Origin of the sequence: Anaerovibrio slackiae (assembly GCF_009695585.1) — a bacterium.
Classification (GTDB): domain Bacteria; phylum Bacillota; class Negativicutes; order Selenomonadales; family Selenomonadaceae; genus Anaerovibrio; species Anaerovibrio slackiae.
The window spans coordinates 40,168-55,741 of the sequence record NZ_VUNR01000018.1; the positions used below are offsets into that span (position 1 = coordinate 40,168).

A 15,574-nucleotide genomic window follows, 5' to 3' on the forward strand; every position below is an offset into this window, starting at 1 on the left:
CTTTATGGGGCGTGTCAGGTTAGCGGCCTAGGAGGAATGAGAAATGTCAGTATTAGCACGCAACAGAAGCATTTCAAAGCTAAAATTTTACGTAAATGCAAAGAATATCCATGTCAAGCTGATGGATTTGTGTCAGCGGGATTTCGGCGTGAAGATGATAAGGAATATCGTAATACACAAAAACAGGATGGAGCCGGAGGACGCAGAAACCCTGGCAAATCTTGCGGAAAAGTATTACGGCACGCCAAAATTACCGGCGAAATATCCCGAGCGCATTGTTGAGAAATATTTCAATACTATATGGGATATATCCACGGCAATGCTGCATAACGTGATATGTGCCTACACCCTGTGGCCGACCTGCAAGGCAGAAGCGGAGGAACGGCGCATTTACCAGGACAGGGCCATAGCAAGCTGTGAAGTGCTTATTGTTGAGCTTGAGCTTGCATCGCGGGAACTGGATGTATCCGCCGATAAATATAAGCAGTATATCGCGATGCTGGATGAGGAAGTCGGCCTGCTGAAAGGCTGGCGGAAATCAGACAACAAAAGGTTCAAGGATTTGAAGTGATTAATTTTACAGGGTGTCAGCTGATTGCGGTTGCTTCCGGTAGTCGGTTCTGCAATGCCAACAACAATGGCAATGCCAACTACAACGATGCGTCCAATCGCAACTCCAACGGGGGCATCCGCCCGCTTCTCTGAGGCTGCCGCACCAACGGCAGGAGAAAAATGAGCAGGGAATGAGCTGGCATCCTTCCACACTTTGTGGCAAATAGGAGCTGTGACGATACCGGCCAAGGCTGTTGTATCTGCAAGCACAGCAGGAAAGGATAAAAAATGCAGGATTTTACCAGTGCCGATAATTTGCTGCGTGGCTACCAGCGCACAGTAAAATGCAGCGGCTGGAAAGAGGCTACCCAGAAATTCGGGCTGAATCTGATGAGGGAGATTTTCTCTCTGCAGGACAGCCTGAGAAACGGCACCTATGAGCAGCAGAAGGGCGCGATATTTATATTGCATGAGCAGGGCAGAAAGAGGCTGGTGAGGGCTCTGACAGTGAGGGATGCGGTTATGCAGCATTCCTTGTGCGATACAGTCCTCACGCCAGCTTTGTCCAGGTATTTGATCCACGACAATGGAGCTAGCCTAAAAGGAAAAGGTATCAGCTTCACCAGGCGGAGATTCGAGCAGCATCTGAGGTGGCATTATGCAAGATACGGCAAGGCCGGATATGTACTCAAAATAGATTTCCGCAAATATTTTGATAACATCCGCCATGATGTGCTCATGCAGGAAATATCCCGCAGGGTTGCTGACAAAACTGTACTGGACACAATCCAGAAGGTTCTGGCTGCCAATGAGCATGATGTTGAATGTGTGCCGGGCATTAACCCGGACGATGTGCTGTTCAACGCATTAGAGCATTACAATCCCGACCGGCCAAGGCCGGAAAAGACGATGCGCATATGGATGACCGCATTATCATCCACCCGGACAAAGAGTTCCTGAAAAAGCTGCTACTGGAGATAAAAGCTATTTGTAAAGACCTGGGGATTTTCGTGCATGACGGAAAAACGCAGATCATCAAACTGAGCAAAGGCTTCACGTTCCTGAAAACCAGGTACATCCTGACAGACAGCGGGAAAATCATCCGAAGGATTCCTAAAGATGTCCTGAGCAGGCAGAAGCGGAAAATGCGCAAAATGGCAGCTATGGTCAGGGACGGAGAAATTTCATACAGGGATTTCGCCAATCAATATAAAAGCTGGCGCGGTGACAAGAAGCGTTACCATGCCAGGAAGGTATTAGCAGAAATGGATAAATTATTTAAGGAGCTGAACGAACATGGAAAACGAGAAGCAGATCATCATTAACAGCAAAGAGCAGGAAATCATCAATCTCACAAATGATTTGACCAGTCCTGTGTCCGCCATCGGTGATTACAAAATCATCAAGTGCTATGAAGCCGCCCTGCTGGGTAAGAAGGATATGCCTTATGATGTGAATGGATTAGTTGAGCAGCGTCAGGAGGTGCGTGACAAAATCAATGCGCTCCAGGCAGAAGTCAAGGCTCTCAGGGCAGAGGCACAGGCTGAGTGATGAACGAGCTGGAGCTGAGAGAAACTTTAAGCAATAAGACGGTGGATGTGTTGGTGGAGACAATCGTTAGGTTGCTCCGCCTCATTTCCCAGCTGGAAATGGAGGTGCAGGTTCGTGAGGAAGATAAGAAATACGCTGGTAACAATCGTATTAACGGCATTATTGACAATATTGTCGGCACCGGTGATGGCAGCAGAGCATAATCTGGCTGACAGCGTGGGGGTTGACAGGTTTGCCCACTTCGGTATCAGCTACGTTATCAATGACCAGCTGAAAAGGAATGCGGGTTTCAATGATTTTTGGGCAGCAGCAACCACGCTGGCCATTGGTGCAGCCAAGGAAAAGTGGATAGATAAGCAGTGGGACAATGGTGATTTTGCCGCTGATTGTGCCGGGGTGCTGTTCTATCAGATTAAATTTTAGAGGTGAAGCTATGGAAAAAGCAGTTTGCTCTATAAAAGATTTTTTGCCTGGGACGGGAGGTGCCGGGGCGGTGGTAGGAGGGGTTAGTTCTGTGGCAGGCCTGATTGTAACTCACTTATTCGGCGGCTGGTCCGTGGGGCTTGAGGGGCTGGTAATTGCCATGATTATTGACTACATCACAGGCGTATCAGCATCCTTTTTCTGCCCGGCTCTTTCCCTGGACAGCCGTATCGGCTTTAGGGGCATCGTGAAAAAAGTGCTGATACTGCTCATGGTGTCCATGGGGCATATCATGGATGCGGTTATAGGCACGGAGCTGGTAATGCCGATGGTGCTCTATTTCTATCTGGCAAATGAGTGCCTATCAATAACGGAGAACATCGCAAATGCTGGTGTCCCGATACCGAATAGGCTGAAATCTACATTGAAGCAGGTCGGGGAAGGGAGATTGAAACGATGAAAAGAGAAGTAACAATTGATGAAATTGAGAATATGGCGGCATCCGCCAGAGAAACTATCTGGAACAAGGCGAAAACTGAAGGCAGAGAGCCGAAAATCTACCTGCACTGGACGGCTGGCAATCATACCACTGTATTTGAGGATTATCACATCAATATCACGGGAGATGGCAGCATCTATGTGACTACTGATGATTTGTCTGAGACTAAAAGCCACACTTGGCGGAGAAATACCGGCTCCATTGGCATCGCTCTTTGCTGCTGCTATGGCGGTGGTTCTGCCAGCCTTGGCGGGTTTCCGCCCACCGCAAAGCAGATAGAGGTCATGGCACAGGTCATTGACCGGATTGCCACTGCCTTGTGGCTGACTATCGACAAGGCTCACGTGATGAGCCACGGCGAGGCAGCGAATAACGAGGACGGCGGTGTTGGCACCCACAAGCCCTATTCCTGGTGGAATGATGGCTACGGGGATGGAGATACCCGTGGTGACTTAGAGTACCTTGGCACGGCTGAAAGCCCTGCATACAGGCCGTGGGCTACTGATGGCAGCCGCGGGGGCGATGTGCTCCGTGGGAAAGCTAACTGGTACAAGCACCAGCGGGGCGCAAGGTAACATCGATGCCGGAAAGAGGTGATAACATGCTGATTAACGGCGTTGAAGTCACAGTACGGAATATTCCTCGCATTTCAAAAGACGAAGTGCTGGCATATATTGCGTTGCTGACAAACGAGCATGGTGGCATCAGGCCACGAAACCTGATTATCGGCACAAACGATGCCGGTCAGGCCGTGCTGGACTATGAACTACAGGTAGTGCCCTTTGAGCGCATCCGGCGCATAACCGGATATTTAGTCGGCGGTATGGAACGGTGGAATAATGCAAAAAGGGCGGAGGAACATGACCGCGTGAAGCATGGACTCAGCGCGAAGTAAAAGTATAGGTAACTACAATAAAGGCACTTTCTGCGGCCTCTCAGGGGGATGTGGGAGTGCCTATTTAATTTTAAAGGGGGAATATGCAAGAGGAAATATTAGATATTGACTGTCGGAAGCGGGGCCGGGCGGCTCCGCTTTTTTTAGTGAAAAAATACAAAAAATCATTGACAATAGGCACAATGTGCCGTATAATATAACCATAGAAAGGACTTGAGGACATGAAAAAGTACAACATGAGCGAGATTATGAAAAAAGCTTGGGCAAACTTCAGAAAGGCTATGGGGACTTTTTCCAAGTGTCTCAAGGCCGCTTGGGCAGAAGCTAAGGGAGTAATTAACATGAAGGGTTCTGAGAAGCAGGTTGCATGGGCAGAGGACATCAAGGCGAATATGATCAGACGGTTCCAGGCAGATGTTGACTGGATGGTAAAGGGCGGCACCTGGTGCGGTGTTGTTGGCGAAGACAGGAAGATTTGGGTTCCTTCCAAGCCGGATTGGAGCTGCCTGAACCGCAATCATGTCAACGCAAATAACTACATGCAAATCGTAGACATTAAGGACGATGTTATCGGGTTTATTAACAGCGTTGACGATGCCAGGGTATTCATTAACAATCGTAACTATAATGCAATTGATTTCATTTATGCAAACCGCCCAGCCTTCCGCGCCTGGAAGCTTGGCGAATAATACAGAAAAAAATGGGGCTGGTACAGCAGCCAGCCCCCAAGAAAGGATTGATAATATGACAATTAAAGAGATGAGGGAGACCAGCGGGTTATCACAGATAAAGATCTGTGAGCTGACTGGCGTACCAACTAGGACATGGCGCAGCTGGGAAACAGGCGAGCGTGCCTGTCCGGAGTATGTTGTTAGACTTATAGAGCACTTTCTGAAACATGAAAATCTCTTATAAAAAATATGGAAAACATCTTAATACTATAATAGGTACGATAACAACCAAAAGGAGGAAATTAAAATGAGGAAGTATCAGGTTTTTTGTCAAGCAATTGATTCAAGGCAGTTTTTTGGGGAAATCCCGTGGGACAACATATCCGACGACTACTACGGCGATTATGTCGAAGCAGATTTTCCCCATGAGGCCATCGAGCAAGTAATGCAATGGATGGTTGAGGAGGCATCGCCGAAAAGCCATCCCGAAATCATCGATGATATGGTTGTGTATCATGATGACGAGGGGAATGTGACGAGTGCCATGGCTGATTTTTCTGCCTATACATGGTCCGGCGAAGAGGAAATCAAACAGGAATATAACATCCTGAGTTGTCATTTAGACATGGAGGATTTTGGTGGCGTTTTAGCAGAAATCGAGGTTGACGGAAAGAAAATAAGAATAGGCAGGCAACTTATCCAGGATGGCGAGGTTGTTCGTAAAGCTAATCCTATGGACGTCCAAGAAAGCGGTTGCTGGGACTTTGTCGGCGATGGTGCTATTGACGATGGCACTGCAAAAATCACAGAAATCTGTGATGACGAAGAAGAAGCCTGGGAAATTTTTGAGAGTGCAATCGATGAAGCGATTGAGATTGTGAATAAGTAAGATGGCAGAAGGGCTGGTGTAGCAGCCAGCCCCGATAGCTGAAAGTGAACAATATGATATTATTATGCCCTAGCGAAGTCGGTACTGAATTCAAATAGTTGTATCCAAATTGGCGCGGTATCAACCGCACCATAGTGTTTCTCAGGTATCCGAGCTTCAAGGCTCGGTTTTTTAGTACCTTTTTTTGTTTTTTCAGCTATTTGTGTTATAATTCCCGTGTATGTTTTCGCAAAAGTAGCGAATGTGTGGTATAGATAAATTTGAGGTGAGGCTATGGGATTTATTGTTGTTGCTGCCGGGTTTGTGGTATTTTTGAATGTTGCTATGTATATCCTGCTGCGTAGCTTTTGGGGGAAGCAGGGTAAAAAAGTGCACAGGCTGTGCCTGATATTAAATCTGTTATCGATTATAGGTATCGGTGTCGGCTTCAAGCCTGAGCAGGCCGTAGAGGTTACAGCTGTGATTATTCAATCTGTAACTATCTGGCTGATGCTGCAGATTTTTTTAATAGTCCTGCTGGCTGCAATATGGCTGGGCAAATTCTTTTTTACTTTGCTGGCAAATAGAAAGGCAACGCTGATTTTTTCCAGTACAAATATCGGCAGGTATGTGGTGGCAGTTATGGCGGCTGTTGCTCTGGGACTTAGCCTATACGGCAGTTTTGTGGAGAGGCATGAGCTGCATACCGTCGAGTATACCGTGCCGGTAGAGGGGCTGGGAGAGCGTCTGGAGGGCTATCGGATTGCCCAGCTGAGCGATGTGCATCTGGGGAGCTTTTATAGTCTGGAGGATTTTCGGGAGCTTTTGGAAAAAACTGCTGAGGAGCGGCCGGATGTTTTGGTTGTTACCGGTGATGTTTTTGATAATGCTGGAATGACCATGCAGGCGGCAAGGCTTTTGGACAGCTACAGTGACAGGTTTCCCCAGGGGATTTATTATTGCCGGGGCAACCATGAGTATATTCGGGGGATTCCCCTTCTGGAAATCGCCCTGCAGGATAAAAGGATTCATAATCTGGTGAATAGCAATGTCCTGGTGCTGGAGGACAGCCGTCCTTTGTACATAGCAGGTGTGGATTATCCGATGCAGCGTGAACAGTTTGACTATCTGGCAGAGGCATACACGAAAAAGGCTATGGAAGGTGTGCCTGATAATGCTGTAAAGATTTTGCTGGCTCACCATCCTGATTTTCTTAAAAATGCTGTAGAATATAATGCGGAGCTGGTACTGAGCGGCCATACACACGGCGGCCAGCTGGGCTTTGAGGGGATGCCGCTGGTTCCGCCGGTGTTTGAATACCTGCGGGGCTGGTACAGTCAGGGGGCTACCAGGCTGTATGTCCATCCTGGCAACGGCAGCTGGTTCCCTTTCCGCTTGGGCTGTCAGCCGGAGATTGCCATCTTTACGCTGCGCGGAAGGTAATATGGCAACAGCGTGAAAATATTGCAGTATCTGCATGGCATGTTTTATCAATATAGAGAGCAGCTTATATTCAAATAAAAAAAGCAGCAGGTGCGTTTTGTTAGAAACGTACCTGCTGCTTTTACTTTTAACATTTTTTATATCTAACATTTTTCCGTATAGAAGTAACAGCAGCGGGTGGCAGGAAACGAAAAAATGATATACAATTCTATTCAGAAAGAGGGAAAACGATAGAATTAAAAGTAGCAAAACAATATACAACAATATAATTGTGCGTGTTTTTTAGGTGAAGGAGACGTTTTATGACAATTCAGTTTGACAATTTGCACAAACAATTTCATCTTTGCAATGATAGCGTGAGTTACATTTTTAAGGTTTTGCGCAATGGCCATCTGGGACAGCTATATTTTGGCAGGCGGCTGCCCCTGGACAGGGATTATGGATATTTGCAGGATTTGGTGCATTATCGTCCTATGTCAGCTCAGGCCTATGAGGGGGAATATACCTTTTCACTGGAGCAGATTAAGCAGGAGTACCCTTCCTACGGCACTACTGATTTTCGTGAGGGTGCTGTGGAGGTGGCACAGCAGGATGGCAGCAGGCTGAGTGATTTCTGTTATGTCTCCCATGAGATTGTGGCAGGGAAGCCTGCCCTGTCCGGCCTGCCTGCTACCTATGCGGAGCAGCCTGAGGAAGCGGAAACCCTGCTGATAACCTTGCAGGATGCCCGGACCGGCATGGAGCTGGTGTTGTCCTATACGATTTTTGCAGAGGAGGCCGCTATCGCCAGAAGTGCCTGGTTCCGCAACAACGGCTCTCAGGTGGTCAGGCTGAACCGGGCCATGAGCCTCAGCCTGGATATGCCGGATGCAGATTTTGATATGGTGCAGTTCTCAGGCTGGTGGAGCAGGGAACGCCACAAGCTGGTTTCCCACCTGCGCCCTGGTATTCAGTCCATTGGCAGCTTGCGTGGCCAGTCAAGTCATACCCACAATCCTTTCCTGATTTTGAAGCGGCCTAACGCAGATGAAAATCAGGGGGAGGCAATCGGCTTTTCTTTGGTGTACAGCGGCAATTTCCTGGCACAGGTGGAGGTTGATACCTTCAATACAGCCCGCATCATGCTGGGGCTCCATCCTCAGGGCTTTAGCTGGCAGCTGAAGCCGGGGGAGGCGTTCCAGACGCCGGAGGCGGTGCTGGTTTATTCCTGCCAGGGTATGAACGGCATGAGCCAGACCTTTCACAGCCTGTACCGCAGCCGTCTGGCCAGGGGGGCATGGCGTGACAGGGTTTGCCCGATTCTGATTAACAATTGGGAAGCCACCTATTTTGATTTTGATGAGGACAAGCTGGTCAGGATTGCTTCCAAGGCAAAGGAGGCAGGCGTGGAGCTGTTTGTGCTGGATGATGGCTGGTTCTCCACCCGCAGGGACGATTACCACGGCCTGGGGGATTGGTGGCCTACGGAGGGCTTGCTGCCCAACGGCATCAAGGGACTGGCGGAGCGCATCAATGGCATGGGCATGAGGTTCGGCCTCTGGGTGGAGCTGGAAATGGTCAACAAGGATACGGAGCTGTACCGGCAGCATCCTGACTGGATTATTCATGTCGAGGGGCGCAAGAGCTCCCACGGGCGCAATCAGTATGTGCTGGATTTCTCCCGGCCGGAGGTGGTGGATTATATCCATGATGCCATCTACAAGGTTTTGAAGGATGCCAATATTGATTATATCAAGTGGGATATGAACCGCAGTATTACGGAGTGCGGTTCTGCCGGGTGGCCTGCTGAGCAGCAGGGGGAGATTTTCCATCGCTATATCCTGGGGGTATATGACCTCTATGAGCGTCTGACCAGTGAGTTTCCGCACATTCTCTTTGAGTCCTGTGCATCAGGCGGCGGACGCTTTGATCCGGGCATGTTCTACTATGCCCCGCAGGCATGGACCAGCGATGATACCGATGGCGGTGAGCGCATCTATATCCAGTACGGCACCAGCTATGGCTATCCTCTGTCCTTTATGGGCTCTCACGTTTCCATTACGCCAAATCATCAGGTATTCCGGGAAACCAGCCTGAAGCTGCGGGGGGATGTAGCTTACTTTGGCACCTTCGGCTATGAGCTGGATTTGGGCAGGCTGCCGGAGGAGGAGTTCCAGCAGGTCAAGGAGCAGATTAAGTTCATGAAGCAGTATCGGGAGCTGATTCAGTTCGGCACCTTTTACCGGCTTCTCGATCCCTTTGCCGGCAATGAGGCGGCCTGGATGGTGGTATCCCCTGACAGGAAGCAGGCTCTTGTGGGATATTACCGCCTGATGGCAAAGACCTGTACGCCATTTACCCTGACCAGGCTGCAGGGGCTTTTGCCGGAGGCTGAGTATGAGGTTCTGGTGGAGGGCAGGCAGGCCATGGGCAGCTTTGCCGGCAGTGAGCTGATGGCAGCCGGCCTTGTGACCACTGATGAGTCCTGCGGTGAGCAGAAGACAGCGGAAAAGGTGGCCTGTGGCGATTTCTATTCCCGCCTGTTTGTACTCCAAGCAAAATAATTCGGTAGGCTGACCTTGAGTTATTTGTTGTTTACCAGGTAGAGGCTGTATTTGTTTTCCCGGCACAGGCGGCGGTAGGCGGAGGGGCTCATGCCCTTCTGCCGCTGGAAGGCCCGTGTGTAGGAATCGGTCTTGGCATAGCCGCAGGAGTAGGCGATGGTTTCAATGGAAAGGGCGGATGATTCCAGCAGATGGCCGGACTTGTTGATGCGGCACTGCTGAATGTATTCATGCGGTGACATGCCGATTTTTTCCTTGAAAAGGGTGGTCATGTAGCTGCGGTTCAGCCGCAGGTAGTCTGCCAGATTCTGAACCGTAAAGGGTTCGGACAGGTGGCTGCGGATGTAGGCGAGGCCGCTGGCAACATAGTCATCCGCCCTGGCAGAGGGCAGGGTATCCTTTTGGGCTTCGGCCAGAATGGCGAGAAATTCATTCAGCTGTGCCATGCGGCGGAAGCTGTTGGCAAGCTGGACATCCTGAAATTCCAGCATCCTGTCAATGCACTGTTCCAGTGCGTGTCCCTGCTCCGGTGTGCAGGAAAATATCGGCTCCTCCTGGCTGAGTCCCAGGGCTTCAATGATGCTGCGGGCCTCACTGCCGCTGAAGGCTACCCAGATGTAGCTCCAGGGCTCGCTGGCATCGCTTTCGTAGCGGTTGACGAAGCCCGGCTCGATGAGGAAGCCCTGCCCCTGATGCAGTCTGTAGGTCCGGGAGTCCCCGTGATAGCTCTGGAAAACTCCCTTGCCTGATAGGATGTAATGGATAAGGTAATAAGGGCGCATGGCAGGGCCGTAATAATGGCCGGGATAGGTATGGGATTTGCCGAAGGTGGTGATGGATAAGCCTGCGCTGTGGGCAGTCAGCACAATGCCTTGTGCGTCTTCCATAAAAAACAGCTCCCTTCCTGGAGTTTATGATTTTTGCTAAAAGTATTGGATTTTCCTGTCAAGCTTCAGCTTGCTCTGTATATTACATAATGACTTTCTACTGACAATTGTATATCAAGATGTAACGGCTGACAATATGCTCAGTGTATTGAGCGTGTTTAAATATATATGTGTAGTTTTGCATGTTTTAATATTTTAATATTTTAAGGAGTGATGGGTATGTATATTTCTGATTTGCTGACGGCTGACTGCATTGAGCTGGCTGCCGATGTAAAGACCAAGGATGAGGTGATTGCCAGACTGGCGGAGCTGCTGGAGAAAAACGGCATTGTAACTGATAAGGCTCTTTTTAGTGAGGCTGTAATGGCCAGGGAGGCTCTGGGTTCTACCGGTATTTCCGCAGGTATTGCCATTCCTCATGCCAAGAGCGAGGCAGTGGCCAGGCCGGGTCTCAGCGTGATTACGGTACCTGATGGTGTGGATTTTCAGGCCCGTGACGGCAAGCCGAGCAAGATTTTTTTCATGATTGCCGCACCGAAGGATGCCAATGACCTGCATATCGAAATGCTGGGGCATATCTCGCTGATTCTCATTGATGCCGCCAACCGCGAGAAGCTGCTGCAGGCAGAGTCGGCAGACAGGTTCCTGTCCTATCTGGACAGGATGGAAGCCAAAAAATTCGTGGGGGTTGACTGAGGGGAGCCAGCCGCCCGGCTACAGGTGTAAGTGATTATAGTTTGTTAATATGGGGGTAAAGGTAATGGATAATGGTATTTCGTTTAAAGAAAAATTGTCATTTGGCATAGGTGCTTATGGTAAGGATCTGGTTTATGGTATTGTAGCCACCTTTGTCATGGTTTACTACACTGATGTGGTGCAGGTTTCACCTGCTTTTGTCGGTGGTTTGTTCCTGGTAGCCCGTATCTGGGATGCGATTAATGATCCGATGATGGGCTTGATTGTAGATAATACCCATACAAAATATGGTAAGTTCCGTCCGTGGATTTTGGCAGGTACGATTATCAACTCCGTTGTGCTGGCACTGCTGTTCCTGAATCCGGCTGATTTCCTGCAGGGGACGCTGGTATATGTATGGTGCGCCGTTACCTACATCCTCTGGGGCATGACCTATACCCTGATGGATGTGCCTTACTGGTCCATGATTCCTTCCTTCTCCAGTGATTCCAAGGTGCGTGACACCATGTCCGTGATTCCGCGTCTCTTTGCCATGTTCGGCAGTTCTACCATTACTACCTTCGGCCTGATGATTATCGCTTTTCTGGGGGTCAACATGGGTGGAACAGTTTCTGACGGTTATTTCCGTTTTGCCCTGCTGATTGCTGTAGTGTTTAATGTCTGCGAGGTTATCTGCTTCCTGTTCACCCGTGAGCATGTTGTTACTGAAAGCCAGGAGCGTATCAAGCCGGCTGATGCCCTGAGGATTATCAAGGAAAATGATCAGCTGCTGGTAATTATTGGACTGACTGTCATGAAGGAGTTTGGTATTTACCTGTTCCTGGGCATGAATATCTACTATTATCGCTATGTGGTGCTGGATGAAAGCTGGTTTGCCCTGTTCGGTGCGATTTCCTTTGCTTCCCAGCTGGTGGCCTTTTCCGCCTTTTCCAAGCTGGTGGAGATGATTTCCCGCAAGTCCACTTATCTTTTGTCTCTTGCCCTGCTGATTTCCGGCCTCCTTGGAATGTTCTTCTTTGCCGGTGCTCCTGGTTCCAGCACGGTGGTTTTCGGTATTTGTGCCGCCCTGTTCAGCATGGGTAATGCCCTGATCTGCGTATCCGGTACTGTTATGCTGGCTGATGCCTGCGATTATGGCGAGTTTAAGACAGGCAAGCGTACCGAGGCTATTGTGTTCTCGGCTCAGACGCTGTCCGTAAAATTCGGTTCTGCTATGTCCGGTGCCCTGGGCGGTCTGCTGCTGCAGTTTGTGGGCTATGTGCCGAATATTGCTCAGACTGAGCAGACTATCATGGGACTGAAGCTGTTGATGTTTGTCCTTTCCGCGATTATTTTTGCCACTATGATGTTTATCTATGTAAAATGCTATAAGCTGAATGGCGATTTCTACAAGGATATGCTCAGCATGCTGGAAATTACCAGGGAGCAGAAAAAGCTGGAGCAGGCGCAAGCCTAAAATAATGCAGGCTGCGCATCTTATCTGAAGCTTTGACGGATATGGTGCGCAGCTTGTGCTACAATCTGTATAGTTGCTTAGAAAAGAGGGGTATATAAATGAACAAAAACGGCTTTGATGCAGGCAGGCTGGCCAATCCGCTATATTATGAGGAAAATGTATTGGCTCCGCATAGTGATCATGAGTATTATGCCAGCATGGGGGAATTGAGCGAGGGGGTAACTTCCTTCAGGCGGACACTGAACGGCCTGTGGCACATTCATGTGGCGAGGAATGTAGCAGAGCGCATTGATGGCTTTGAGGCAAGGGATTATGACTGCCACAGCTGGCCTACCATCCGGGTGCCTGCCCATATTCAGCTGGAGGGCTACGGTGAGCCTCATTATACCAATACAACCTATCCCTGGGATGGCCATGAGGTAATTGTACCCGGGGAAATTCCTGAGGGGAACAATCCTGTGGCTTCCTATGTGAAATATTTTGTCCTGCCTGAAAACTGGGATAATGCCTTTATTTCCTTTCAGGGGAGTGAGTCTGCTATTGCAGTCTGGCTGAATGGCAGCTTCGTGGGCTACAGCGAGGACAGCTTTACGCCTGCTGATTTTGATTTGACACCTTATGTAATTGATGGTGAAAATAAGCTGGCGGTGCAGGTATTCCGCTATTCCAGCGGCAGCTGGCTGGAGGACCAGGATTTCTGGCGTTTCAGCGGTCTGTTCCGGGAGGTGTATTTGTATACCAAGCCTGCTATCCATGTGGAGGATATTTTTGTACATGCCTGTCCGACAGAGGATTATCAGTCTGGCCGCCTGAGCTTTGAGGTGCGGTGGAACAGCACAGCCGCTAAAAGGCTGCTGGTGAAGCTGTTTGATGCAGAGGGAAAACAGCTTCTGGATGAGGTGCAGGAGCTGGCCGGTACAAGTGAAAGCAGATTTGCGGCAGAGCTGCCTGGGGTAAGGCTGTGGAGTGCCGAGGAGCCGAACCTTTACAGGCTGCTGCTGGTGGCAGAGGATGCAGAGGGAAGGGTGCAGGAGGTGATTCCTCAGTATGTGGGCTTCCGCCAGTTCAGGCTGGAGGGCAATATCATGAAGCTCAATGGCAGACGGATTGTCTTTAAGGGAACTAACCGCCATGAGTTTGACTGCTATAGCGGCAGGGCCTGTGACCTGAAGCTGATTGAGCAGGATATTATCACCATGAAGCAGAACAATATTAACGCCCTGCGCTGTTCCCATTATCCAAACAGCAGCCGTATCTACGAGCTGTGTGATATTTATGGACTGTATGTGATTGACGAAACCAATCTGGAAACCCACGGCACCTGGATGCGCAATGGCGGTGATTTCCCTGATAAAAATACCCTGCCTGACAGCAATCCGAGATGGCAGGAGGCAGTGCTGCAAAGGGCGAGGAATATGCTGGAACGGGACAAGAATCATCCATCCATCCTCATCTGGTCCTGCGGCAATGAATCCTTCGGGGGCAAGACGATTTTTGCGATGCACGAGTATTTCAGGCAGGCAGATCCTTCACGGCTGGTACATTATGAGGGGCTGTTCCATGACAGGCGTTATAATGGTTCCAGCGATATGGAGAGCCAGATGTATACCAAGGCAGCGGATATCAGGGCATTTTTGCAGGAGCATAGGGATAAGCCTTTTATTTGCTGCGAATATACTCATTCCATGGGCAATTCCAACGGCGGCATGCACAAGTATACTGAGCTGGCAGATGAGGAGGAGCTTTATCAGGGCGGCTTTATCTGGGATTATGTGGACCAGGCCATCAGTGCCCGTGACTGTCGTGGCAGGGAGGCATTTTTGTACGGCGGTGATTTTGGGGACAGGCCTAGTGATTATAACTTCAGCGGTAACGGCATTGTCTTTGCAGACCGCCGGGTTACGCCGAAAATGCAGGAGGTCAAGTTTAATTATCAGAATTTTGAACTGCGGCCTGATGAAAGCGGCGTAAAAATCGTCAACAAGAGCCTGTTCACTGATGCAGGCAGGTATGCTTTGGTGGTTTCCCTGCTGAAAGACGGCGTAAAGGTCTGGGAGAATATCCTGCAGGCAGAGGCGGCTCCTGGCAGTGAGGCCTTTGTAGCTGTGAAATGGCCGTCCTACGGGCCGGGTGAGTATGTGTACACTGCCTCGCTGGTGCTGAAGCAGGCCGAAAGCTGGGCGGCGGCAGGCCATGAGGTGGCCTTTGGACAGCAGGCTGTATGCAGGGAAGCTGCCGGCGGCATGAAGGACTGGCTGGCAAAGCTGCCGGGGATGGATACAGGCCTGCCACTGGCTACTGGCAGCCAGCTGAGGATATGCCGCTCCGACATCAATATCGGCGTGTATGGAGAGGGGTTCAGTGCCATGTTCTCCAGTGCGGCCGGGACGCTGGTTTCCTACAAGTACAACGGTGTTGAAATGATTGAGGAACAGCCTCAGCTGAATTTCTGGCGGGCGCCGGTGGACAATGACCGGGGCAGCAGCCGCCATATTGATTGCGCCCTCTGGAAGCTGGCCAGCATGTATCGCAGGCTGAAAAGGATTCAGTTCCTGGAGGAGGGTGTCTGGTACACTGTAGACAAGTATTTCGGTGAGAAGGGCATCCGTGAGTATACAGCTGACAGCTTCCGGATACGTTTTACCTACTGTGTGCTTGACCGGCCTGAGGTCATGATTGTGGTGGAGTACAGTTTGGGGGCTGATGGCTCTGTACGGGTTGAGATGAGCTATGACAAGGTCGAGGGTATGTCGGAGCTGCCTGATTTTGGCATGGTATTTACACTGCCGGTGGAATATGACGGTATTGAGTATTATGGCCTGGGCGGCTGTGACAATTATTGGGACAGGCAGCAGGGGGCCAGGCTGGGGATTTTCTCCAGCAGGGCGGCTGAGGAATTTGTGCCTTATCTGCGGCCACAGGAATGTGGCAATCATTGCGGCGTGCGCTGGTTCAGGGTTACTGACAGGCGCGGCAGGGGGCTGGAGCTTTTTGGCGATGTGCCTTTTGAGGCATCTGCCCTGCCGTATAATGCCCATGAGCTGGAAAATGCCCGCCATCCATACGATTTGCCGCAGGCACATCACACCT

The 15,574-nt window shown here is 50.1% G+C and carries 18 protein-coding genes; 17 read left to right on the forward strand and 1 reads right to left on the reverse strand.

Annotated elements, in window-relative coordinates:
• The first annotated feature begins 43 nt into the window (after positions 1-43).
• From FYJ84_RS09600 to FYJ84_RS09665, 14 genes are all read left to right on the forward strand, one after another.
• Entirely contained in the window at positions 44-571 is a 528-nt protein-coding gene (locus tag FYJ84_RS09600) for a hypothetical protein (RefSeq protein WP_154407390.1), read from the forward strand.
• On the forward strand, positions 568-705 hold the full coding sequence (locus FYJ84_RS09605) for a hypothetical protein (protein WP_154407069.1): 138 nt from the start codon (positions 568-570) through the stop codon (positions 703-705). Before FYJ84_RS09600 ends, FYJ84_RS09605 begins: the two co-directional genes overlap by 4 nt.
• 135 nt (positions 706-840) lie before the next feature.
• Entirely contained in the window at positions 841-1,512 is a 672-nt protein-coding gene (locus FYJ84_RS09610; RefSeq protein WP_154407391.1) for a reverse transcriptase family protein, read from the forward strand.
• Complete coding sequence (locus FYJ84_RS09615; RefSeq protein WP_154407392.1) at positions 1,470-1,877, forward strand: RNA-dependent RNA polymerase family protein; 408 nt, start codon at positions 1,470-1,472, stop codon at positions 1,875-1,877. Before FYJ84_RS09610 ends, FYJ84_RS09615 begins: the two co-directional genes overlap by 43 nt.
• Positions 1,849-2,103, forward strand: coding sequence for a hypothetical protein (locus FYJ84_RS09620; RefSeq protein WP_154407393.1), 255 nt, complete (start codon positions 1,849-1,851; stop codon positions 2,101-2,103). Before FYJ84_RS09615 ends, FYJ84_RS09620 begins: the two co-directional genes overlap by 29 nt.
• The gene (locus FYJ84_RS09625) at positions 2,100-2,306 is read left to right on the forward strand and encodes a hypothetical protein (protein WP_154407394.1); all 207 of its coding nucleotides are present in this window, start codon (positions 2,100-2,102) and stop codon (positions 2,304-2,306) included. Before FYJ84_RS09620 ends, FYJ84_RS09625 begins: the two co-directional genes overlap by 4 nt.
• Complete coding sequence (locus tag FYJ84_RS09630) at positions 2,290-2,526, forward strand: hypothetical protein (protein WP_154407395.1); 237 nt, start codon at positions 2,290-2,292, stop codon at positions 2,524-2,526. The genes FYJ84_RS09625 and FYJ84_RS09630 overlap by 17 nt, the downstream gene beginning before the upstream one ends.
• A 10-nt stretch (positions 2,527-2,536) precedes the next feature.
• The gene (locus FYJ84_RS09635; RefSeq protein WP_205764186.1) at positions 2,537-2,986 is read left to right on the forward strand and encodes a phage holin family protein; all 450 of its coding nucleotides are present in this window, start codon (positions 2,537-2,539) and stop codon (positions 2,984-2,986) included.
• Positions 2,983-3,600: an N-acetylmuramoyl-L-alanine amidase gene (locus FYJ84_RS09640; RefSeq protein WP_154407397.1), complete on the forward strand. Its 618-nt coding sequence runs from the start codon at positions 2,983-2,985 to the stop codon at positions 3,598-3,600. Before FYJ84_RS09635 ends, FYJ84_RS09640 begins: the two co-directional genes overlap by 4 nt.
• A 26-nt stretch (positions 3,601-3,626) precedes the next feature.
• A complete protein-coding gene (gene nrdD / locus FYJ84_RS09645) occupies positions 3,627-3,920 on the forward strand; it encodes an anaerobic ribonucleoside-triphosphate reductase (RefSeq protein WP_154407410.1) in 294 nt (97 codons plus the stop codon).
• 221 nt (positions 3,921-4,141) lie between these two features.
• Positions 4,142-4,609, forward strand: coding sequence for a hypothetical protein (locus FYJ84_RS09650; protein ID WP_154407398.1), 468 nt, complete (start codon positions 4,142-4,144; stop codon positions 4,607-4,609).
• A gap of 289 nt (positions 4,610-4,898) precedes the next feature.
• The gene (locus FYJ84_RS09655) at positions 4,899-5,480 is read left to right on the forward strand and encodes a hypothetical protein (RefSeq protein WP_154407399.1); all 582 of its coding nucleotides are present in this window, start codon (positions 4,899-4,901) and stop codon (positions 5,478-5,480) included.
• A gap of 273 nt (positions 5,481-5,753) precedes the next feature.
• Positions 5,754-6,902: a metallophosphoesterase gene (locus FYJ84_RS09660; RefSeq protein WP_154407400.1), complete on the forward strand. Its 1,149-nt coding sequence runs from the start codon at positions 5,754-5,756 to the stop codon at positions 6,900-6,902.
• A 302-nt stretch (positions 6,903-7,204) separates the two neighbouring features.
• The gene (locus FYJ84_RS09665; RefSeq protein ID WP_154407401.1) at positions 7,205-9,445 is read left to right on the forward strand and encodes an alpha-galactosidase; all 2,241 of its coding nucleotides are present in this window, start codon (positions 7,205-7,207) and stop codon (positions 9,443-9,445) included.
• Between the two features lie 20 nt (positions 9,446-9,465).
• Here the strand turns inward: FYJ84_RS09665 and FYJ84_RS09670 are convergent, their stop codons facing one another.
• Complete coding sequence (locus FYJ84_RS09670; protein ID WP_154407402.1) at positions 9,466-10,332, reverse strand: AraC family transcriptional regulator; 867 nt, start codon at positions 10,330-10,332, stop codon at positions 9,466-9,468.
• Positions 10,333-10,551: 219 nt separating this feature from the next.
• Between FYJ84_RS09670 and FYJ84_RS09675 the strand changes: the two genes are divergently transcribed.
• The 3 genes from FYJ84_RS09675 to FYJ84_RS09685 all read left to right on the forward strand — a co-directional run.
• Positions 10,552-11,028, forward strand: a complete 477-nt coding sequence (locus tag FYJ84_RS09675) for a PTS sugar transporter subunit IIA (RefSeq protein WP_205764187.1) — start codon at positions 10,552-10,554, stop codon at positions 11,026-11,028.
• A 64-nt stretch (positions 11,029-11,092) separates the two neighbouring features.
• A complete protein-coding gene (locus tag FYJ84_RS09680; protein WP_205764188.1) occupies positions 11,093-12,484 on the forward strand; it encodes a glycoside-pentoside-hexuronide (GPH):cation symporter in 1,392 nt (463 codons plus the stop codon).
• 98 nt (positions 12,485-12,582) lie between these two features.
• Positions 12,583-15,574, forward strand: a 2,992-nt coding sequence (locus FYJ84_RS09685; protein ID WP_154407405.1) for a glycoside hydrolase family 2 TIM barrel-domain containing protein, incomplete at its 3' end; no start/stop codon positions are given.

Bases quoted from the DNA above. Each gene is read 5' to 3' on its own strand.
- FYJ84_RS09665 (WP_154407401.1), top strand. From the start codon at position 7,205: ATGACAATTCAGTTTGACAATTTGCACAAACAATTTCATCTTTGCAAT.
- FYJ84_RS09655 (WP_154407399.1), top strand. From the start codon at position 4,899: ATGAGGAAGTATCAGGTTTTTTGTCAAGCAATTGATTCAAGGCAGTTT.
- FYJ84_RS09650 (WP_154407398.1), top strand. From the start codon at position 4,142: ATGAAAAAGTACAACATGAGCGAGATTATGAAAAAAGCTTGGGCAAAC.
- FYJ84_RS09600 (WP_154407390.1), top strand. From the start codon at position 44: ATGTCAGTATTAGCACGCAACAGAAGCATTTCAAAGCTAAAATTTTAC.
- FYJ84_RS09675 (WP_205764187.1), top strand. From the start codon at position 10,552: ATGTATATTTCTGATTTGCTGACGGCTGACTGCATTGAGCTGGCTGCC.
- FYJ84_RS09670 (WP_154407402.1), bottom strand. From the start codon at position 10,332: ATGGAAGACGCACAAGGCATTGTGCTGACTGCCCACAGCGCAGGCTTA.
- FYJ84_RS09640 (WP_154407397.1), top strand. From the start codon at position 2,983: ATGAAAAGAGAAGTAACAATTGATGAAATTGAGAATATGGCGGCATCC.
- nrdD (WP_154407410.1), top strand. From the start codon at position 3,627: ATGCTGATTAACGGCGTTGAAGTCACAGTACGGAATATTCCTCGCATT.
- FYJ84_RS09680 (WP_205764188.1), top strand. From the start codon at position 11,093: ATGGATAATGGTATTTCGTTTAAAGAAAAATTGTCATTTGGCATAGGT.
- FYJ84_RS09635 (WP_205764186.1), top strand. From the start codon at position 2,537: ATGGAAAAAGCAGTTTGCTCTATAAAAGATTTTTTGCCTGGGACGGGA.
- FYJ84_RS09615 (WP_154407392.1), top strand. From the start codon at position 1,470: ATGGATGACCGCATTATCATCCACCCGGACAAAGAGTTCCTGAAAAAG.
- FYJ84_RS09630 (WP_154407395.1), top strand. From the start codon at position 2,290: ATGGCAGCAGAGCATAATCTGGCTGACAGCGTGGGGGTTGACAGGTTT.
- FYJ84_RS09620 (WP_154407393.1), top strand. From the start codon at position 1,849: ATGGAAAACGAGAAGCAGATCATCATTAACAGCAAAGAGCAGGAAATC.
- FYJ84_RS09660 (WP_154407400.1), top strand. From the start codon at position 5,754: ATGGGATTTATTGTTGTTGCTGCCGGGTTTGTGGTATTTTTGAATGTT.
- FYJ84_RS09610 (WP_154407391.1), top strand. From the start codon at position 841: ATGCAGGATTTTACCAGTGCCGATAATTTGCTGCGTGGCTACCAGCGC.